This is a genomic window from Streptomyces sp. NBC_00057, from assembly GCF_045041165.1.
Lineage (GTDB): Bacteria > Actinomycetota > Actinomycetes > Streptomycetales > Streptomycetaceae > Streptomyces.
Genome location: NZ_CP108256.1, coordinates 3,773,926 through 3,792,227 on the forward strand (window position 1 = coordinate 3,773,926; position 18,302 = coordinate 3,792,227).

Annotated in this window: 19 protein-coding genes; 8 read left to right on the plus strand and 11 right to left on the minus strand. The window is 69.3% G+C overall.

All coding sequences use genetic code 11. From position 1 onward, the window contains the following. Positions 1-17: 17 nt before the first annotated feature. The gene (gene glmS / locus OG953_RS17430) at positions 18-1,865 is read right to left on the minus strand and encodes a glutamine--fructose-6-phosphate transaminase (isomerizing) (RefSeq protein WP_405685268.1); all 1,848 of its coding nucleotides are present in this window, start codon (positions 1,863-1,865) and stop codon (positions 18-20) included. Positions 1,866-2,094: 229 nt separating this feature from the next. Further along, on the minus strand, positions 2,095-3,117 hold the full coding sequence (locus OG953_RS17435) for a LacI family DNA-binding transcriptional regulator (RefSeq protein WP_405685269.1): 1,023 nt from the start codon (positions 3,115-3,117) through the stop codon (positions 2,095-2,097). Between the two features lie 113 nt (positions 3,118-3,230). Here OG953_RS17435 and OG953_RS17440 point away from each other — a divergent pair, with 113 nt between their 5' ends. Beyond that, the gene (locus tag OG953_RS17440; RefSeq protein WP_405685270.1) at positions 3,231-5,123 is read left to right on the plus strand and encodes an amidohydrolase; all 1,893 of its coding nucleotides are present in this window, start codon (positions 3,231-3,233) and stop codon (positions 5,121-5,123) included. 392 nt (positions 5,124-5,515) lie between these two features. On the opposite strand, the gene OG953_RS17445 is transcribed toward OG953_RS17440, so the two are convergent. From OG953_RS17445 to OG953_RS17455, 3 genes are read right to left on the minus strand one after another with little or no spacing between them, the layout of a single operon-like run. Further along, a complete protein-coding gene (locus OG953_RS17445; RefSeq protein ID WP_405685272.1) occupies positions 5,516-5,698 on the minus strand; it encodes a DUF397 domain-containing protein in 183 nt (60 codons plus the stop codon). Positions 5,699-5,714: 16 nt separating this feature from the next. Then, positions 5,715-5,921 (minus strand): DUF397 domain-containing protein, encoded by a 207-nt coding sequence (locus tag OG953_RS17450; RefSeq protein WP_405685274.1) that lies wholly within the window; start codon positions 5,919-5,921, stop codon positions 5,715-5,717. Further along, the gene (locus OG953_RS17455) at positions 5,918-6,781 is read right to left on the minus strand and encodes a helix-turn-helix transcriptional regulator (protein ID WP_405685275.1); all 864 of its coding nucleotides are present in this window, start codon (positions 6,779-6,781) and stop codon (positions 5,918-5,920) included. The genes OG953_RS17450 and OG953_RS17455 overlap by 4 nt, the downstream gene beginning before the upstream one ends. A gap of 144 nt (positions 6,782-6,925) precedes the next feature. Between OG953_RS17455 and OG953_RS17460 the strand changes: the two genes are divergently transcribed. Further along, the gene (locus tag OG953_RS17460; RefSeq protein WP_405685277.1) at positions 6,926-7,345 is read left to right on the plus strand and encodes an ATP-binding protein; all 420 of its coding nucleotides are present in this window, start codon (positions 6,926-6,928) and stop codon (positions 7,343-7,345) included. Here OG953_RS17460 and OG953_RS17465 read toward each other — a convergent pair. The 3 genes from OG953_RS17465 to OG953_RS17475 form a co-directional block, all read right to left on the minus strand. Continuing rightward, entirely contained in the window at positions 7,332-7,658 is a 327-nt protein-coding gene (locus OG953_RS17465) for a hypothetical protein (RefSeq protein WP_405685278.1), read from the minus strand. The two genes, OG953_RS17460 and OG953_RS17465, sit on opposite strands and share 14 nt — an antisense overlap. A gap of 320 nt (positions 7,659-7,978) precedes the next feature. Continuing rightward, entirely contained in the window at positions 7,979-9,259 is a 1,281-nt protein-coding gene (locus OG953_RS17470; RefSeq protein WP_405685279.1) for an MFS transporter, read from the minus strand. Beyond that, positions 9,256-9,870, minus strand: a complete 615-nt coding sequence (locus tag OG953_RS17475; protein WP_405685281.1) for a helix-turn-helix domain-containing protein — start codon at positions 9,868-9,870, stop codon at positions 9,256-9,258. Before OG953_RS17475 ends, OG953_RS17470 begins: the two co-directional genes overlap by 4 nt. Positions 9,871-10,275: 405 nt before the next feature. On the opposite strand from OG953_RS17475, the gene OG953_RS17480 reads away from it, so the two are divergent. From OG953_RS17480 to OG953_RS17495, 4 genes are all read left to right on the plus strand, one after another. Then, a complete protein-coding gene (locus tag OG953_RS17480; RefSeq protein WP_405685282.1) occupies positions 10,276-10,875 on the plus strand; it encodes an RNA polymerase sigma factor in 600 nt (199 codons plus the stop codon). Beyond that, positions 10,863-11,834 carry a CU044_5270 family protein gene (locus OG953_RS17485; protein ID WP_405685284.1) on the plus strand — a complete coding sequence of 324 codons (972 nt, stop codon included), beginning with the start codon at positions 10,863-10,865 and terminating at the stop codon, positions 11,832-11,834. The genes OG953_RS17480 and OG953_RS17485 overlap by 13 nt, the downstream gene beginning before the upstream one ends. Before the next feature lie 350 nt (positions 11,835-12,184). Then, positions 12,185-13,180 (plus strand): type I pantothenate kinase, encoded by a 996-nt coding sequence (coaA, locus tag OG953_RS17490; protein WP_405685285.1) that lies wholly within the window; start codon positions 12,185-12,187, stop codon positions 13,178-13,180. A gap of 27 nt (positions 13,181-13,207) precedes the next feature. Further along, positions 13,208-14,164 (plus strand): DUF389 domain-containing protein, encoded by a 957-nt coding sequence (locus OG953_RS17495; RefSeq protein WP_405685287.1) that lies wholly within the window; start codon positions 13,208-13,210, stop codon positions 14,162-14,164. Positions 14,165-14,494: 330 nt separating this feature from the next. Here OG953_RS17495 and OG953_RS17500 read toward each other — a convergent pair whose 3' ends face one another. Beyond that, positions 14,495-15,142 carry a class I SAM-dependent methyltransferase gene (locus tag OG953_RS17500; RefSeq protein ID WP_405685289.1) on the minus strand — a complete coding sequence of 216 codons (648 nt, stop codon included), beginning with the start codon at positions 15,140-15,142 and terminating at the stop codon, positions 14,495-14,497. 120 nt (positions 15,143-15,262) lie between these two features. Here OG953_RS17500 and OG953_RS17505 point away from each other — a divergent pair, with 120 nt between their 5' ends. Next, a complete protein-coding gene (locus OG953_RS17505; RefSeq protein WP_405685291.1) occupies positions 15,263-15,523 on the plus strand; it encodes a hypothetical protein in 261 nt (86 codons plus the stop codon). A gap of 129 nt (positions 15,524-15,652) precedes the next feature. Here the strand turns inward: OG953_RS17505 and OG953_RS17510 are convergent, their stop codons facing one another. Then, positions 15,653-16,015 (minus strand): hypothetical protein, encoded by a 363-nt coding sequence (locus tag OG953_RS17510; RefSeq protein ID WP_405685293.1) that lies wholly within the window; start codon positions 16,013-16,015, stop codon positions 15,653-15,655. Between the two features lie 103 nt (positions 16,016-16,118). Here OG953_RS17510 and sigJ point away from each other — a divergent pair, with 103 nt between their 5' ends. Next, positions 16,119-17,018: an RNA polymerase sigma factor SigJ gene (sigJ, locus tag OG953_RS17515; protein WP_405685294.1), complete on the plus strand. Its 900-nt coding sequence runs from the start codon at positions 16,119-16,121 to the stop codon at positions 17,016-17,018. A gap of 236 nt (positions 17,019-17,254) precedes the next feature. On the opposite strand, the gene OG953_RS17520 is transcribed toward sigJ, so the two are convergent. Continuing rightward, positions 17,255-18,238, minus strand: a complete 984-nt coding sequence (locus OG953_RS17520; RefSeq protein ID WP_405685295.1) for a LuxR family transcriptional regulator — start codon at positions 18,236-18,238, stop codon at positions 17,255-17,257. Between the last annotated feature and the right edge of the window lie 64 nt (positions 18,239-18,302).

Below are 18,302 nucleotides of genomic sequence, written 5' to 3' on the forward strand. Positions count from 1 at the left end.
TGTTCCTTCACTGCTCGCTACTCCACGGTCACGGACTTCGCCAGATTGCGCGGCTGGTCCACGTCGTTGCCGCGGGCCGTCGCCAGTTCGCAGGCGAAGACCTGCAGCGGCACGGTCGACACCAGCGGCTGAAGCAGCGTAGGCGTAACGGGAATCCGGATCAGATGGTCGGCGTACGGGACCACCGCCTCGTCCCCCTCCTCGGCGATGACGATGGTGCGGGCGCCGCGGGCCCGGATCTCCTGGATGTTCGACACGATCTTGTCGTGCAGCACCGACCGGCCGCGCGGTGAGGGCACGACCACGACGACCGGCAGATCGTCCTCGATGAGCGCGATCGGCCCGTGCTTGAGCTCACCGGCGGCGAAGCCCTCGGCGTGCATGTACGCGAGTTCCTTGAGCTTCAACGCGCCTTCCAGGGCTACGGGATAACCGACATGGCGGCCCAGGAAGAGGACGGTGTCGTGGTCGGCGAGGGAGCGGGCGAGTGCGCGTACGGGTTCCATGGTCGCAAGGACCCGTTCGACCGCCCCGGAGATCTCGGAGAGCTGGCGGATGACGGTCCGGATCTCGTCTCCCCACTTCGTACCGCAGATCTGTCCGAGATACAGGGCGACGAGGTAGCAGGCGACGAGCTGAGTGAGAAACGCCTTGGTGGAGGCGACCGCGACTTCGGGCCCGGCGTGCGTGTAGAGCACGGCGTCGGACTCCCGCGGGATGGTGGAGCCGTTCGTGTTGCAGATGGCGAGGACCTTCGCGCCCTGTTCGCGGGCGTGCCGCAGGGCCATCAGGGTGTCCATCGTCTCGCCGGACTGGGAGATCGCGACGACGAGGGTGCGGTGGTCGAGGATCGGGTCGCGGTAGCGGAACTCGCTGGCCAGCTCGGTCTCGCAGGGAATCCTGGTCCAGTGTTCGATGGCGTACTTGGCGATCATCCCTGCGTGGAACGCGGTACCGCAGGCGACGATGACGACCTTGTCGACCTCCCGGAGCTCGCGGGGCGTGATCCGTACCTCGTCGAGGTGGAGCCGGCCCGCGCCGTCGATCCGCCCGAGGAGCGTGTCGGCGACGGCCTGGGGCTGGTCCTCGATCTCCTTGAGCATGAAGGAGGCGTGGCCGCCCTTCTCGGCGGCGGAGACGTCCCAGTCCACGTGGTACTTACGGACCTCGGCGGGTCGCCCGTCGAAGTCGGTGACGGTGACACCTTCCCGGCGCAGCTCCACCACCTGGTCCTGCCCCAGCTCGATCGCGGAGCGGGTGTGCGCGATGAACGCGGCCACGTCGGAGGCCAGGAACGACTCCCCGTCCCCCACCCCCACCACGAGCGGCGAGTTGCGCCGGGCCCCGACCACCGTGTCGGGCGCGTCCGCATGCACGGCGACGAGGGTGAAGGCGCCCTCCAGCTGCCGGCAGACCTGCCGCATCGCCTCCGCCAGGTCAGCACAGGACGAGAACGCCTCGGCGAGGAGGTGGGCGACGACTTCGGTGTCGGTCTCGGAGGCCAGATCGTGGCCGCGCTCGGCGAGTTCGGCGCGCAGGACGGCGAAGTTCTCGATGATCCCGTTGTGCACGACGGCGACGCGGCCCGCATTGTCGAGGTGCGGGTGGGCATTGGCGTCGGTGGGGGCGCCGTGAGTGGCCCAGCGGGTGTGCCCGATCCCGGTGGTCCCGGCCGGGAGCGGCGCCTCGGCCAGCGTCTTCTCCAGATTGACGAGCTTCCCGGCCTTCTTGGCGGCGGCCAGCCCGCCGTCCGCGAGGACGGCGATTCCCGCCGAGTCGTAGCCCCGGTATTCGAGGCGCTTGAGACCCGCGACAACGACGTCCTGCGCCGACTGCCCACCGACGTATCCGACGATTCCGCACATACCGTTCCCTTCCTGTCGCCCGCCCCTCTTCTCCGCATCGTCGCAGAAGGTGAACGGGGCGGCAGAAAATCGAGCCCCTCCGGCGGTCGAGGACAAGGCCCCACCCCCCACCAGCACCGGCACACCCTCGAAGCCACCGCACCCCGCCGGCTGCAACCCGTCCAGCAGCCGCACGACGGCCCCTGGCGGGTCAGGGGCCGCCAGGGAGGGCGGGACGGACGTGCGTGTCTCACCAGCCTCCCGGCCGAGTACAGCCAGGCCGGGCCCGGCGGCGTGAGGAGCGGCGGGGGTGGAGGACCGCCGGGACCGTCAGGGCGCCAGGGAGTGGTGGCGGGGCGGTGGGAGTCAGGCGGGAGACCAGGGCCGTCACCGCGGTCTCGGCGATCGTCGCGGGATGCAGGGTCACGGTGCTCACCGGCGGATCGTTCTCGGCGTATGCCTGGTCCTCGCTGGCGCAGACGAGGAGGAGGTCGTCGGGGATCCGCAGGCCGTGGCGGGCCGCTGCGGCCAGGACCTGGCGGCCGCCGGGGTCGTAGACCGTGTAGACCGCGTCGCAGGCGCGGGCGGCGAAGACCGCGTCGAAGCCGTGGCCCGGGGCGTCGTACGGGTCGAAGGTGAGGAGCAGTGGCGTCCGGCCGTGCTCGTGGCACCACTGCTCGTACGCGCGGGTCACGGCCCGGGTGTAGTGCTCGTCGCCGTACCCGGCGTGCAGGGCGATCCGCCGGGCGCCCGAGGCCACCAGGTGGCCGAGGACCTCGCGGGTGGTGGCGGTGTGGTCGTTGTCGACCCAGACGTCCCCGGGCCTCGGATCGACGGGCCGGCCGTCGAAGACGAGCGGGATGCCTCGGGCGCGCAGCGCACGCAGCACCGGGTCGCCCGCGGGGCTGTCGAGGAGCAGCATGCCGTCCACGGTGAGGGTGTGCCACGGCGTCTCGGCCCCGCGGGCGGCGGGGAGGATGGTCAGGGCGTAGCCATGGGCGTGCGCGGTGGCGGTGGCGGTGGCCAGGAACCGGGCGAAGTACGGGACTTCGAGGAAGTTCCAAGCCGATCCGGCGTAGGTCGTGACGGCCACGCCCAGGGTCCCCCCGGTCCGCGGGGTCCGCCTGGCGCCGTAGCCGAGCGCGGTGGCCACCTCGCGGACCCGGCGGCGCGTGGCGTCGGCGAGCCGGCCGGTTTCGTTGAGAGCGTGCGAGACGGTGGCGGTGGAGACCTCCGCCGCGCGGGCGACATCGGCGAGGGTGGGCCCTGACATGGCGCCATCGTATGGATTGCGGTGCGAATTCCGTCGTCCAGGGTGGGTTCTGGTTACGGCGTTAATCAATGAGGGTCCGGCCACAGCAACGCAGCTCAACCCTTGGAGTGGTCATGACTTCCTCTTTCGCTCGGCGGAGCCTCCTCGCCGCGGGCGCGGCCGGACTGGTGGGTGCGGCGGCAGGCCCCGCGGCCGCCACGCAGCGGGGCGCCGCGCACCGCCGTGCCGCGGCCCTGGTCATCCACAACGCACGGGTGTTCACCGGGCTCCCCGGCGCCCGCCCCGTCGAGGCCGTGGCCGTCGGGCACGACGGCCGGATTCTCGCCACCGGCCGGGGCCGCGAACTGCACCACCTCGCCGGACGGGACACCGAGATCGTCGACGCGCGCGGGGCGACCGTGATGAGCGGCATCCACGACGGCCATGTGCACCCGCTCGGCGCGGGCGACCGCTCACTGAGCCCCTCCCTGGAGGGCGCCGAGACGACCGGTGAGGAACTCCTCGCGATCCTCACCGGTTTCCTCAAGGACACGCCCGGCCAGGAGCCCGACGGCTGGCTGGTGGTCTCGGACTGGAACCCGATCGGGCTGCTGCCGCAGGGCACCCTCCCCCACCACTCCCTGCTCGACACCCTCCCCACCCGCCGCCCGGTCGCCCTCCTCGGGGCCGACGGCCACAACACCTGGGTCAACGCCCGCGCCCTGGAGATCGCAGGCATCACCGCGGCGACCCCAGATCCGGTGGGCGGAAAGATCGTGAAGGGGCCTGACGGGCAGCCCAGCGGGGTACTCAAGGACGACGCCCAACCCCTGGTGACCCGCCACATCCCGGAGCCGAGCGAGGCCGATCTGGTCGCCGCCTGCTCCCGGGTCCTCGCCCAGGCGGCGGCCTCCGGGGTAACCACGATGATGGACGCGTTGGTCGGGCAGAACGAGTTGGTGACGTATCAGGCTCTGGCGAACGCGGGGAAGCTGCCGCAGCGGATCGTCCCCGCGATCGGGATCGACGCAGACCTGGCGAAGGACCCGAAGGCGGCGCTCGCGTATGCGAGCGGGCTGCAGCGCTCTTTCCGTAACGTACCTGGGCTGCGGTTCGGGACGGTCAAGGTGTTCCTCGACGGAGTGATCGAGTACCCGGCACAGACGGCGGCGCTCCTGGCGCCGTATCTGGACAGCTCGGGGCACCCGACGGACAACCGCGGTGAGCTGTATGTCTCTGGACAGGATTACGGACGGCTGACCGCGGTCTTCAACCGGGCCGGCTGGCAGATGCATGCCCATGGGCTCGGTGACCGCGCGGTGCGCACGGCGCTCGACGGGTACGCCTACGCCCGGCGCACGACGGGGCTGCGCGACACCCGGAACGCCGTCGCACACCTCCAGCTGGTGGACCCGGCGGACCTGGGGCGGTTCGCCGCACTGGACGTGGTGGCCTGCATGCAGCTCCAGTGGGCGGAACAGGACACGTGGACGATGGAGGCGCTCCTGCCGTACATCGGACCCGAGCGGCACCGGTGGATGTACCCTGCCCGCTCCCTGGAGCGGCACGGGGCCCGGCTCTCGGGCGGTTCGGACTGGCCGGTGGACCCGCTCCAGGTGTGGAACCAGATCCGTACGGCGATCGACCGCACGGGCGCGGAGGGCGAGGGGCCGCTCTACCGGGAGTTGGAGGGGTTGAGCCGTACGTCGGCGCTGCGGATGCACACGCAGGGCACGGCATGGCAGCTGCGCATGGACCGGCTGACGGGAACCGTCCGGCCCGGGCTGGCGGCGGATCTGATCGTTCTCGACCGTGATGTGACGAAATGCCCGGTGGCGGACATCAGTGACACCCGTGTCGAGCTGACCCTGGTGGGCGGCCGGGTCGTCCACGACTCGCACTCCTCGGCGGGCCGGGCCGCGGTCGCGCGACTCGACCGGGCCGCCGCCGCGCCCCGCCCGGCGGCGTACGCGGCGGTGCACGGCGGACGACACCGGGCCTGCGGCCACGGCGACGACCGACCGTAGCGGGTCCGGCCCCCGTATGGCCGCGTCCAGCCCTGCGGGGGCCCACACCTGGGCCCGCATGCGGAAGGCATCGAGGGCGGCCCCATCTTCCGCCCAAGGCGCGGGCGACGTCGAGAAGCCGGTACGCCTGGGCGCGGCCGATGCCGAACTCCTTGGCGTAGTGCGCCCCCCACGAGGCGTGGCCGAGCGGGAGCCGCGCGGAAGGCGCGACGCTGATCGCGGTCAGTCGCCGGCCGCCGACGGGTGCGGCAGCGGAGGGGCTGGCGGCCCACTGGGGTCCCGAAGACGTCCTCGCGGCATGGCGGTGACGGCGGCGGCCGCTCGGCCTGCCCCCGGGCAGCAGCGCACCCCGCTCCCGGGACAACCGGGGCGGGGCGGGCGTGGTCCGACGGTCAGCTGGTGGACGCGTACGTGACGAACTCCGCCCACGCGTCCGGCGTGAAGCCGAGGTGCGGGCCGGGAATGTTCTTGGAGTCGCGCACGTGGACTGTGCTCGCGGTCTCCGCCACCTCGACGCACGACGGGCCGTCGTTCGTGCTGTAGCTGCTCTTGAACCAGGTCAGTTCGGTGTCCATACGTCTCCCCGGTGAGTCAGCTTCCCGACGCGTACGTCACGAAGTCTTCCCACGCCGAGGGCGCGAATCCGAGCTGGGGACCGCACACGTCCTTTGAGTCGCGGATGCGCACCGCACCGGGGACGGCCGCGACCTCAACACATTCAGGGCCGTCGTTGCTGCTGTAGCTGCTCTTGATCCACTCCAGTGCGGAGCCGTCTCCACCTGAGGCCTTGTGGGTCATGTCTCTCCCAGCGCTTTCTCGATGAAGGCCAGAGACTCCCGTGGGGTGAGAGCCTGGGCCCGGATGATTCCGTACCGCAACTCGATGATCCGGACTTGCTTGGGGTCGGAGATCAAGCGGCTGGTCAACTGGCCCTCCCAGTGTCCCACCGCTGTGCCGTCGTCGAACTTCAGCAGTTGGAGCTGGCCCCCCATGCCCGCGTGATCCTCCCGGTCCGTCGGCATCACCTGGATCTCGACGTTCCGCAACTGGCCGATGTCCAAAAGGCGTTCAAGCTGTCGTCGCGCAACCATTCTGCCCCCGAGCGGACGCTTGATCGTGACTTCTTCCTGGACGAATGTCAGCGTCGTCAGAGGTCGTCGCTCGAAGATTTCCTGCCGCCCCATCCGGCCCGCGACGTGCCGATCGATCTCGTCAGGTCCGAACGACGGACGCCGCATCCCGTAGAGGGCCCGAGCGTATTCTTCGGTCTGCAATAGACCGTGCACATTGTGATTGCCGTATGCCCCGAGCTCAACCGCGGCCCGCTCCAACTTCGCCAGATCACGGACCTTCTTCGGGTACCGCGCCTCCGCCACGTCCTTCTTCATCGCGGCAAGCTTGCCGCCTGCGCCCAGGACTTCGTCGGCCTTGTCCAGGAACTCCGGCTTGGGGATGCGTTTCCCGGCCTCCACCTTGTAGACCTGGTTCTCCCCATAGCCGATCGCCCTGCCCAGTTCTGCCGCACGCAGGCCGGCCGCCTCACGCCACAACCGGATCTGTCGGCCGACCGCCGCGATCACCGCGCCCGAGTCGTCCTCGACGTCGAACTCCCAGTCCGGGCCGTCCGCCGTGTTGCCCCTGTTGTCCTCGTCCGCCATACGACACCCGCCTCCACCCGTGCCCGCACCGTTGCGCGCTCGACGCCGTACCGGATGGACAGACCCGTACAACCGCTGGACAGTCACTGTCCGTACGCACGTCATTGCTGTTCAGAGTAGGCATCTCCGGCCACGCTGAGTGACGTGAACCGAGAAATCACCCAACCGCGTGCCCGCAGCGGCCAGTTCGCCGTGCAGCTCTCCGCCACCCGTCGGGGTGCCCGCCTCGCCCGGCTCCTCGCGACCGAGCAACTCCGGTCCTGGGGGCTGCCGCTGGAGGACGCCGGGCATGTCATCGCCGAGCTGGCGTCCAATGCCGCGCTGCACGGGTACGTGCCGGGGCGGGACTTCCGCATCATGCTGACCGTCACCGGGGACACGCTCCGCATCGAGGTCGCCGATGCTCGCGGGGACGTACTGCCCCGCGTCCCGGAGCGGAACGACGATTCCGAGGCGGGGCGCGGGCTGTTGCTCGTCGAGGCGATCGCCATTCGGTGGGGCGTGCAGGTGGGGCCCTTCCCCCGCAAGACCGTCTGGGCGGAGGTAGCCCTCACCGGATCGTGACAGTCGCGACCCGGTGTGTCACGTCCCGGTGGACCGCGACCCGGCGGGCCCCGACGTAAAAGGCGGGCTCGGCCCGCGCCCAGGCCCGGGAAGTCGCCTGGTTGCAGGCCGCCGAACAAGGCGAAGGCATACCCGCGGCCCGGGTCGCGGGACGCACTCTGCCCGGGCTGGTGCTGAACCTCGACGCCCCGAGTCGGCGGATTTCGCCGCGTCCGTGCCCGTGCTCGCGGGTCCGTTCCTGGAGCGGGACCTTGTCCCAGGGGAGCTTCTTCAGCTGTTTGCGGAGCTTCTTCTGGTTGCCCTTGACGATCACGATGTAGTGGGCGCCGCGCTCCAGGAGGTAGGTGGCGTGGTCGCGCTGGGTGGAGTGCGTCGCTGGTCACCACGGTTCCCTTGAGGTCGATGTCTTCCAACAGGGTTGGAAAGCGCGGGATTTCATTCGTCTTGTCTTCGACGTCGACCTGCCCCAGCACTGCGCTGGTGGCATGGTCGACGGCGGACGGCAGGTGAATCTTGCGGCCGTGGGCGCGGGCCGCGCCCCGCAGCGATTTGCCGTCCACCGCGAGGGCACGCAACGGCATGCCGGTGATATGTGCGCGGCGGGCCGCGAGCCAGACGTTGGATAGGATCGGTTCAACGCCTACGCAGATCAGGAAGAGCCAGGCACAGGATGCCGGCAACGAAGGCCAATTGTGCACTTGCGGCGAGAGTGATACGCGTGCCGAACCATTCGGCAGCGCCTCCTGTTATGGCCATCGCCAGGGGGGTAATGCCCAGGCTCGCCAGCGCATTTACACTGCTCACGCGGCCCCGAAATTCATCGGCGGTCTCTTCTTGCATCAGCGCAGAAGCCGCTATTCCCAGCGGGGCACTGGCGAGGCCGATGAAAATGGCGGCAGCTACGGCGATCCAGAGATCGGAAGCCAGGGCCAGACCGGACAAGCCCACACCTTCCATCATGCACGCTGCCGCAATCAGCAAGCCGGCCCGGTACGGCCGTCGGGACCTGACCATGACGGCTGCCCCCACGGCTGCCCCGATCCCGAAGCCGGCAAGCATGTTGCCGATACCTCCGGCGCCCCAGTTCTGCGACTTGGCCAACAGCGCCAAACCGATGTTCATGGGGCCGACGAACGCGAAGTTCACCAGGAAGGTCGTCACCAGCAAGCCGCGGAGTACGCGATGGCGGGCCATGTACCGCAGACCACTCCGAAGGGAAACGAAATAGGACTCGCTCCCTTCCGTGCTCTCCGGGGACTTCAACGGGCGCGGCCGGAGGGTGCGCACAGCCGCCATCGATATCAGGAAGGTAATGCCGTTGGCCGCGCAGGCCACCGGTATCCCTCCGATGGTCATCAGCAGCCCTCCCAGGGGGGAGCCGAGAGTGACCGCTCCACGCATGCCCAACTCCCTGAGCGCGGCCCCGGACGAGAGCTGTTGCGAGTGGAGCAGACGTGGGCGCACGGACCCTGCGGCAGGCAGAAAGACCGCGTCCACGATTCCGAACACAAGGCTCACGAGCACCAGCAGGAAAATCCCCTGCTGCCACAGGGCGATCCCGGCTGCCGCGAACATCACGGCGGCACGCAGGAGATCGCTGCTCACCATCAGTTTTCGGGCGTCGTACCGATCGGCAAGCATTCCACCGAACAGCATCAAAATCAGCCTGGGTATCGCCGATATGCTGAGGATCAGACCTGCTGTGGCAGGCGAAGTGAGTTCCGTGGCTTTCCAGGCCAACGCGACGAACCAGATCTGGTCCCCGAGGACCGAAAAGACCTCTCCAACCAGGTACCGGCGATATGCGGGTTCACGGTATGCGGGCCGTACAGCGACTTCGGGTAATCCTGGCGGTTTGTCGTGGGAGTCGGTGTCTTGGATCTTTTCTGTGCGGTTGTCCGAGCCAGCAGTCATGGATGCTCCGGAAAAGCGTGGAAGAAGACGAATACGTGCTCCAGGCCTGTGCCGTCGGATCCGGCTGTGCCGCTGCGCTGGTCCGCGGGGGGATGGGCACCCATCCTTTGTCGGCTGATTTCTCTCCAGTGTTCGAGGACTTTAGAGAGTTCGGCGGCCACGGTCCCCAGTTCCTCCGGCGTCAGGTGCAGATGCGACTCGCTACTGGTTGCTGATTTTTGCCACCTTTCTCCCCATGAATCACGTTCATTCTCGAAGAGCTTGAGACGCTCGAACTCCTCGGCGACCATGTGCGCCTTGACCGTATTGGCGACCGTACGGCTGTCCGGCTCGCGGAAATCCAGAGTGGACCAGCTTGTCGAGGTCGCGGGGACTCGCCACCAGCGCTCTCGACGGTCGCGTGCGAGCTCCTCGGCCACTTCGATGAAACCCCGCCGCGCAAGCTCGCGCAGGTGATAGCTCACGAGGCCGGGATCCAGGCCGGTGTGCTGTGCCAGCCGGGTCGCCGTCGACGGCCCCAGCTGGGACAGGAGTCGGAGAAGCTGTCGTCGCGTGGGATGCGCAAGTGCCTTCAACGCGACGGGATCCGTGATGCGGTGTTCGGTCGTCATGCCTGCAGCATAGATACAGAAGCTTTGTTCTGGAATAAGTCTTCTGCATCTGGTGAGGCAGGGGTATCGGTAGGAGCTGAGACCAAGACGCGCGTTGATGGCGGCGAGCAGGCTCGGGACACTGCTGCCGTGCCGGGCGTTGGGGCCGTCTGGTTCCGAGTCGTAGCCGCGCTGGTCCGGCTGGTGGCCGCGGGCCGGCTGAACCCGGAGATCGGCTCGGGTCCGGGACCGGTCGCGTACCGCCGACGTCATCACGGACCTGCGAGCCCGGCAGGTGCGGGGGAATGCGGTGCCGACGGTGGGGTGACGGCGTCGCACCAAGGCTCTCCGTATCCTGTGAACCTTTCCGAGCCCTGCGGGCAACAAGGGGTGACACGCTCACCCGCCGAGCCCCCAGGAGCCGATGTGACCGGACCACCAGCCAGTCCCGAGGACGATGCCGAGGTCGTCGCGCAGTCGCTGGAGCATCCCGAGATCTTCGCCGGGCTCTACGACCGCCACGCCCCGGACATCCACCGCTATGCCGCCCGCCGCCTCGGGGAGGGCGCGGCGGACGACATCACGGCGGAGACCTTTCTCATCGCCTTCCGCTCCCGGCGCCGTTACGACCGCGCGCATCGCAACGCCCGCCCGTGGCTGTACGGCATCGCCGCGAATCTCATCGGCAAGCAACGGCGCAGCGAGGAGAGGGGGCTGCGGGCCCTGGCCCGTACCGGTCAGGACCCGGTGGCCGCGTCCTGGAGCGACCGCTCCGACGACCGGATCGCCGCACAGGCGCCGCTGGCCGGGGCGCTCGCCTCGCTCTCGCCCGGCGACCGCCATGTGCTGCTGCTCGTCGCCTGGGCCGACCTCGGGTACCAGGAGGTCGCCGAGGCGCTGGGCATCCCGCTCGGCACGGTGCGGTCCCGGCTCAATCGCGCCCGCCGCAAGGTCCGTGAGGCGCTGTGCATGGATCCCTCGTTCACGCCCGACGTCATGGAGCTGACCCCGTCATGGACGAAATGACCCAGCTGCGGGAGCTGCGCGCGGACGCGCCCGTTCCCGACCGTTCCGCACTCGCCCCGGGCCGGCTGCGGCTCACAGAGACCGTCGCCTCGGGCCGCCGTGCCCGTCGGCTGAAGGCAGACTGGCGGATCGCCTCGATCGGTGCGGCAGCGGCGATCACCGTGGCGGCCGTGCTCGGTACCCAGCTCGTCGATGCCGCCGCCCCCGAGCGCTCCGGACCCGCTGCGACCACCGGAACCCTGCGGCTGAGCAGCCCGGCCGAGGTGCTGAACCGGGCCGCCGACGCGCTGGAGAAGCAGCAGGCGGCCCCGGAGCCGCGCGACGACCAGTGGATCTACACGAAGACGGTGATGGCCCAGAGGAGCTCGGCCGTCGGCGGCTTCACGTACGACCCCGACCACTGGGTTCCGTACGACAACTCCGCCGCGGCGAAGAACGGGAAGGACGACGACTACCGCACGTCCCGTCAGGTCTACCGGGCCGCCAATGAGCTGCCCGACGACCCGGCGCGGCTGCTGGCGAAGGTCCGCTCGTTCTACCCGACGGGCCACACCGCCGAGAACCCGCCGGAGGGGCAGGCTCAGCACAGCTTCCGCGCGATGGGTCTGATGGTCGAGGCGTACCCGATCGCACCGGCCGCCCTCGCCCGGATCTACCGGGCCCTGGCCACCGTCCCCGGTGTCCATGTCACCGACCACCTGGTGAAGGACGCCGCCGGACGCGAGGCCATCGCCATCACCCGGAAGGAGGACGGCCGCCACGAACAGCGGGAGATCCTCCTCGACCCGCACGACTTCAAGTACGCCGGGATGCGCTTCGTGGTCACCGAGGACTACGAGTACACGTCCTCCGCGGGCAAGGTGAAATTTCCGACGGAGAAGTTCAAGGCCGGGCAGATCATGATCAGCGAAGCCCGGGTCGAGGCCGCCGTCGTCGACGCCAAGGGCGAGAAGCCCTGAGACGCCACCAGTAGCCGCGAACCGGGGCCGGTGTCCGCCACAGGGGTGCGGACACCGGCCCCACCGACAGCGGCAGGTACCAGCGGGTGCATCATGTCGCTGCCGGATGTCGGCAGGCCGGCCCAGCGCTCAGAGGTGAGCCCGCATGTCCAGCGCCGAGAGACCGGCCGCACCGCCACACCCGGCCTGGGACCTCCGGCCTTCTCAGCCGGACCCCGGGCTCCCTCCGCCGGGGCGCCGGATGTCGAACAGGACCGCCGTCCTGTTGGGGCTGTGCATCGGTGCGGGCACCGCCCCCACGTGACCGACCCCACCCCCCACTCCGTTGAAACTCCCGCAACAATGAACACGTGATCACTTCGCCGCCACGGAGCACCCACCGACGCACCGAGCACGCGTCGACGCCGTACGTCGACCTGTCCCGCGCCGAGTGGAGCGCCCTGCGCGACAAGACTCCGCTGCCGCTGACCGCCGACGAGGTGGAGCAGCTGCGCGGGCTCGGGGACGTCATCGACCTCGACGAGGTACGGGACGTCTACCTGCCGCTCTCCCGGCTCCTCAACCTGTATGTCCAGGCCACCTCGGGCCTGCGCGGCGCCCTGAACACCTTCCTCGGGGACGCGGGCAACGGGCACGGTGCGCAGCGGGGCACCCCGTTCGTCATAGGGGTCGCGGGCAGTGTCGCGGTCGGCAAGTCCACCAGCGCCCGTATCCTCCAGGCGCTGCTGGCCCGCTGGCCCGAGCATCCCCGGGTGGAGCTCGTCACCACGGACGGGTTCCTGCTGCCGATGAAGGAGCTCCAGTCGCGCGGGCTGATGTCGCGCAAGGGGTTCCCCGAGTCGTACGACCGGCGGGCCCTGACCCGTTTCGTCGCCGACATCAAGGCCGGCAAGGACGAGGTGACGGCGCCCGTCTACTCGCATCTGATCTACGACATCGTGCCGGGCGAGCGGCTCACCGTACGCCGCCCCGACATCCTGATCGTCGAGGGGCTCAACGTGCTTCAGCCCGCGCTGCCCGGCAAGGACGGGCGGACCAGGGTCGGGCTCGCCGACTACTTCGACTTCAGTGTGTACGTGGACGCGCGGACCGAGGACATCGAGACCTGGTATCTCAACCGGTTCCGGACACTGCGCGAGACGGCGTTCCAGAACCCGTTCTCGTACTTCCGCAAGTACACCCAGGTCTCCGAGGAGGAGGCCATGGAGTACGCGGCGACGATGTGGCGGACCATCAACAAACCCAACCTGGTGGAGAATGTCGCGCCCACCCGGGGCCGTGCCACTCTGGTGCTGCGCAAGGGGCCGGACCACAAGGTCCAGCGGCTGTCCCTGCGCAAACTCTGATTCCCCGAGACTCCTGGGAGTGGCCGCGTGCTGCATCTGCGCCTGATCGTCCCCGCCGACCGTACGGACGAGGTGGTGCGCCTGATGGAGAGCACCGTCGGCACGACGCATCTCGTGGTGATGTCCGGGGTCGCCCGCAACCCGGCGGGTGACCTGGTGCTGTGCGATGTGGCCCGCGAGGCGGGCGACGAGCTGATCTCCGCGCTGCGCAGGCTCGGTATCGGCAAGTCCGGTTCGATCACCGTCGAGAACATGGACCTGACGATCTCCGCGCACGCCGACAGGGCCGAGGAGGAGGCGCCGGGCGAGGGCGCGGACGCGGTGCTGTGGGAGGAGCTGACGGAGGCGACCCACGAGGAGTCGACGTTCAGCGTCACGTACGTGGCGTTCCTCGCCGTTGCGACGATGCTCGCCGCCTGCGGTGTGATGCTCGACAACGCGATCCTGATCGTGGGCGCGATGGCGGTCGGCCCGGAGTTCGGGCCGCTGGCCGGGATCTCCACGGCCCTGGTGCAGCGCGCTCCGCGGCTGGTGTGGCGGTCGCTGGTGGCGCTGATCGGCGGCTTCGCCGTCGCGATGGTACTGACGGCCGGGTTCGCCTGGCTGATGGACGCCTTCGGGCTGTTCACCCGCTCGATGATCGAGGCGGACCGGCCCAACACGGCGTTCATCTGGAAGCCGGACCCGCTGTCGTTCGTGGTGGCGTTCCTGGCCGGGATCGCCGGGACGCTCTCGCTCACCTCGGCGAAGTCCGGGGCGCTGATCGGGGTCGCCATCTCGGTGACCACCGTGCCGGCCGCGTCCAATGCGGCGGTGGCGTTCAGTTACAGCGACTACAGCCAGATGTCCGGCTCCACGGCCCAGCTGCTGGCGAACCTCGGCGGGATCGTGGCCGCCGGGACACTGACGCTGCTGGTCCAGAAGGTTTTGTGGGCGGCGCACCGCCGCCGGACGGGCTACGTTGCGAGCCCGTCCGGCGAATAGCGAGCGGCGCCGCCGACACAACCGGACCCGTCCGACGAACGGCCCAGCCGAGGCGACCTGATCGCCCGCATCGCCGAGGCCGAACGCGAAGGCCGGCTCGGCGAGGTCGAAGGGCTACGGGTCAGCCTCGCTGGGGCAGAAGAGAAGCTCGCCCACCTCGATGCCCGCCCGGAGCGCAGGTCATCGAAGGTGTCCCTCGGAGTCCCCTCGTTCGACCGAATCGGAGCTCGAACGGGCGGTGAGCCCTGATCACGAGTCGACGCCCGGAGCCCGACGACTCCCCGTCCGGCAGGTTGGAAGCGGTCATGTGTTCGGCCAGACAGCCCCTGCCTAGGCTTTGCGGGCGAGCAGTTGAATCTCCTGGAACTGCCGTCGGTCGGTGGGCTGAGGCTCACGAACCATCCGGGCTACCTCGGCCAACCCGGACTTGCGCAGCATCGCGGCGAGGTGATCAGGCCACCACCGATAGGCCGGCGCGACTGCGTGATCGAAGACCTGCGTCGGGTGAGACGGATCATCGCTTGCCGAAAAGCCGACCAGAAGGTGGCCGCCAGGTGCCAGCACACGATGGAACTCCGCCAAGATGACGGGGAGTTCTTGCGGCGGAGTGTGGATGATGGACCAACGTGAGAGTACGCCGCCCAGCACGCCGTCAGCGATGTTCAACGCGGCCATCGAGCCCACGTCGAACCGCAGGCCCGGATAAGCCTGTCGAGCCAACTCGATCATCGCAGGAGAGGCATCAACACCAAACGCCGCCAGCCCCAACTCGTCCAGATAAGCGGTGATATGACCAGGCCCGCACCCCAGGTCCGCGACCTGACCGTCCCCACTCGCACTTACGACCTCGGCGAAGGCACCCAAGATCGCGCGGTCCAAAGGCCTGTCCCGCAGCTCGTCGCGGAACAGCTGCGCATAGGTGGGGGCAGCAGCGTCGTAGGCCTCGCGGGTGGCACTGCGGGCATCGTGTTCAACCATGCTCGCGACAGTAGTTCCTGGCGCTGAGGCGAGCGGAGAGAATCACGATCTTCCCTCCCGCCCGTTCGCCCGGGCTGTCGCTGGTTCGGAGAAGCCTGCATTCGATGCCCCGTCCTCCAGATGGACCCCCACCAGAGGCCCCGCCTCATCGAGATCACCCAGAACCTCCGAGAACGCATCCGCGAGGCCCGCGCCAACGGCCGGCTCGGCGAGGTCGAGGGACTTCAGGTGAGCTTCGACGCTGCGATGGCCAAGCTCAACAGCCTCAAGAACACCCCCGCCGACGGACGCCCTCAACTGGTCGATCTCGGCATGCCCGTCTTCACGGACGACGCACCGCCGCCTCAACCGGATGCAGGAGAGCCCAGGCCCCAAGGCTGACCACCCTGCACCACCGAAGCAACCATCGGCCCCGCCCCAGGCGGGGCCGCTCAGGCGAGCAGGCCCCTTGACGCGGCCTGATCCGCCGGACAGGCCACAGCTGATCCCGGTATGCCCTCGTATCGGACTTCAGCGCCGCGCCAGCGCCAGCACGCTCAGTCCGAACATCAGGACGCCCAGGGGGAGATGGACCGACGGTATGTGCGCGATGCCGAGCACGACCTGGACCGAGGCGAGGACAAGGAAGCCGGACGCGTGCCAGACGGGCCGGGGCGAGCCGCCGCCCGGCTTCCACGCCAGCACCGCCGCGAGCACATACAGCATCGACGCCCCGTACATCACGCGAGCTCCGGCACTGTGCAGCGTCTCTCCGTAGGACGAGGTCAGCAGCAGTCCGGCGGAGACCGCTTGAAGGAAAATGGTCAGGGTCTGCAGGGTGATCGCGATCTGCAGAAACGAGAAGCGGCGCTGTGCCGTCGCCTGGGTTGCCATGCCACGGTCCCCTTTTCCGCCCGCGGGGGCAGTAGATCGATAAGGTCTCACCAGCCCGACGACGCGGGCCTGCGAAAGGTAAGGCGAGGGGGCGGTCGGGAGCATGGGGACGGCTGGGACCAGCACCGATGAGATAGCCGGTGAGCGACGCCAACTGATCAATGTCGCCTACCGGTTGCTCGGTTCACTGGCCGAGTCCGAGGACGCCGTACAGGAGGCCTACGCGCGCTGGTACGCGCTGCCACGAAGTCGGCAGGACGAGATCGTGTCCCCCGGCGCCTGGCTGACGACGGTGACCGGCCGCATCTGCCTGGACGTGCTCGGCTCGGCGCGGGCCCGGCGTGAACGCTATGTCGGCGCGTGGTTGCCCGATCCGCTGCCCGACCACGCCGAGTGGGACCACGGCCATGGCACCGACCCCGCCGACCAGATGGTCCTGGACGAATCGGTGACCATGGCCTTCCTCGTCGTCCTGGAGTCGATGACACCCGCCGAGCGGGTGGCGTTCGTCCTGCACGACGTCTTCCGGTACCCCTTCGCCGAGATCGCCGACATCCTCGGCCGGACCCCTGCGGCCTGCAAGCAGCTCGCGGCCTCCGCCCGGCGGCGGGTGCGCGTCGCGCGGGCTCCGGTGACGGCGGCCGGGCAGGCCGACGCGGTGCGGCATGTCAAAGAGGCATGGGAGACCAAGAACATCGCGGCCCTCGTCGACCTCCTCGACCCGGCCGCCGTGATGACCGCCGACGGCGGCGGCATGGTCGGTACCGTCCTACGCCCGATCGAAGGCGGTGCGCGCATCGCCCAGTACATGGTCGCCATCGCCGACAAGGCTCCGGGGCTCGAACTCCTGGAGCGGTCGGTCAACGGTGTGCCGGGCCTGGTGGCCCAGCGTGCCGGCGCCGTCATGACCGTAGCCTCGTTCGATGTCGCCGACGGCCGCGTCACCCGGATCTGGGCGGTCCGCAATCCGGAGAAACTGCGGCCGTGGGTGCGGGACGGCTAGTACTGCAACGGCGCTTGAGGTGACGAGGTCGCAGTTCATGGGCTGTGGCCTCGTCACCTCAGCTTGAAATTTAGCCCAGCGGATTCGAACACCTCCGACTGGCGCTTTCAGGCGCGATCAACGCGCCTGCGACAGGGGTGAATCGGGCGAAAACGCCCAGTCGGCACGGTGGGGGTCGTGCTCGAACGGCGAGGTTAAATCTCAAGCTGAGACCGGGTCTTACAGGAGAGCTGCGGTCAGACCCAACCACGGCGGAAGGCGTGCCAACCGAGCTGCATTCGCGTGGTGGCGCCGGTCGTCTGCATGAGGGCGCGGAGGCGGCGCTGGACCGTACGGGCCGAAGTGCCGAGCTGGTGGGCGAGCGCCTCATCGGTGAGGCCGGCGAGCATGAGCTGCAGGATCTGCCTGTCCAGTGGGTCGAGCCCGGTCCCCTTGACGACGAACGGGCGTGCCGAGGCCCAGATGGCCTCGAAGAGTTCACCCGCCAGCGCAGCGAGCGGCCGGCGCAGCATCACCGACGCGTGGTCGCTGATCTGCACCATCGCCGTGGCGTCGTCGGCGATAGCGATCTTGCGCAGCGGCTCGTCGGCGACCCGCACCTCCGCTCCCTCATCAAGCCTGGTCTGTAGGGCGCGGGTCCCCACCGGCTCCTGTAGGAACGCCGTGTCGACCACGAGGCGATAGACGACGTTGGTGACGGCGTGGCGGCGTACTCGTTCCAGCCCGTCGTCCTCGTCGTGGCCGCACTTGTCCGGGACGTCGTCGCCCTTTGCCTCCTCGAATGTGTCGGCGGCCGGGATCGCTTGGTTGGCGCCCGACTGAAAGGCGCGGATGGTGCGCTGGGCGCCGTACTCCAGCTGCAGCAGCCGGTGGGCAACCGACTCGGGGCCCTCGATGAGCTCGACGAGATCGTGGCCTCGGGCGGGCGCCATCTCGCGGTGGTAGGTCTCGGCGAACTGAGCGAGCATTTCCTCGGAGCGGCGCAGCCGCTCGCGGGACCGGGCCAGCCGCGGGCCGAGGGCCAGCTCGGGCGGAGAGGCGATCACCGCCCGGTCGGGTCCGGAGTGGACCAGGCCGGTATCCGCCAGACGGTCAACCGACGCGGTGACCACGGCGACAGGCCTGCCGAGCTCGTCGGCGAGCCGCCCGGCGTCGGCGCCGGGGAACGCAAGCACGGCGCGGTACACCGCCTCGTCCTGTGGCAACAAGTCGTCGAGCACCCGCGTTCCTCCTGCCGGTCGTCCCAGCGTGCGCCGGGTGTCGGGTTCCCGCCAAGTCGCCTTG

What these genes read in the sequence shown, in the direction of transcription:
- glmS (WP_405685268.1), bottom strand. Translation starts at nt 1,865, where the DNA reads ATGTGCGGAATCGTCGGATACGTCGGTGGGCAGTCGGCGCAGGACGTC.
- OG953_RS17435 (WP_405685269.1), bottom strand. Translation starts at nt 3,117, where the DNA reads ATGTCAGGGCCCACCCTCGCCGATGTCGCCCGCGCGGCGGAGGTCTCC.
- OG953_RS17440 (WP_405685270.1), top strand. Translation starts at nt 3,231, where the DNA reads ATGACTTCCTCTTTCGCTCGGCGGAGCCTCCTCGCCGCGGGCGCGGCC.
- OG953_RS17445 (WP_405685272.1), bottom strand. Translation starts at nt 5,698, where the DNA reads ATGGACACCGAACTGACCTGGTTCAAGAGCAGCTACAGCACGAACGAC.
- OG953_RS17450 (WP_405685274.1), bottom strand. Translation starts at nt 5,921, where the DNA reads ATGACCCACAAGGCCTCAGGTGGAGACGGCTCCGCACTGGAGTGGATC.
- OG953_RS17455 (WP_405685275.1), bottom strand. Translation starts at nt 6,781, where the DNA reads ATGGCGGACGAGGACAACAGGGGCAACACGGCGGACGGCCCGGACTGG.
- OG953_RS17470 (WP_405685279.1), bottom strand. Translation starts at nt 9,259, where the DNA reads ATGACTGCTGGCTCGGACAACCGCACAGAAAAGATCCAAGACACCGAC.
- OG953_RS17475 (WP_405685281.1), bottom strand. Translation starts at nt 9,870, where the DNA reads ATGACGACCGAACACCGCATCACGGATCCCGTCGCGTTGAAGGCACTT.
- OG953_RS17485 (WP_405685284.1), top strand. Translation starts at nt 10,863, where the DNA reads ATGGACGAAATGACCCAGCTGCGGGAGCTGCGCGCGGACGCGCCCGTT.
- OG953_RS17500 (WP_405685289.1), bottom strand. Translation starts at nt 15,142, where the DNA reads ATGGTTGAACACGATGCCCGCAGTGCCACCCGCGAGGCCTACGACGCT.
- OG953_RS17505 (WP_405685291.1), top strand. Translation starts at nt 15,263, where the DNA reads ATGGACCCCCACCAGAGGCCCCGCCTCATCGAGATCACCCAGAACCTC.
- OG953_RS17510 (WP_405685293.1), bottom strand. Translation starts at nt 16,015, where the DNA reads ATGGCAACCCAGGCGACGGCACAGCGCCGCTTCTCGTTTCTGCAGATC.
- sigJ (WP_405685294.1), top strand. Translation starts at nt 16,119, where the DNA reads ATGGGGACGGCTGGGACCAGCACCGATGAGATAGCCGGTGAGCGACGC.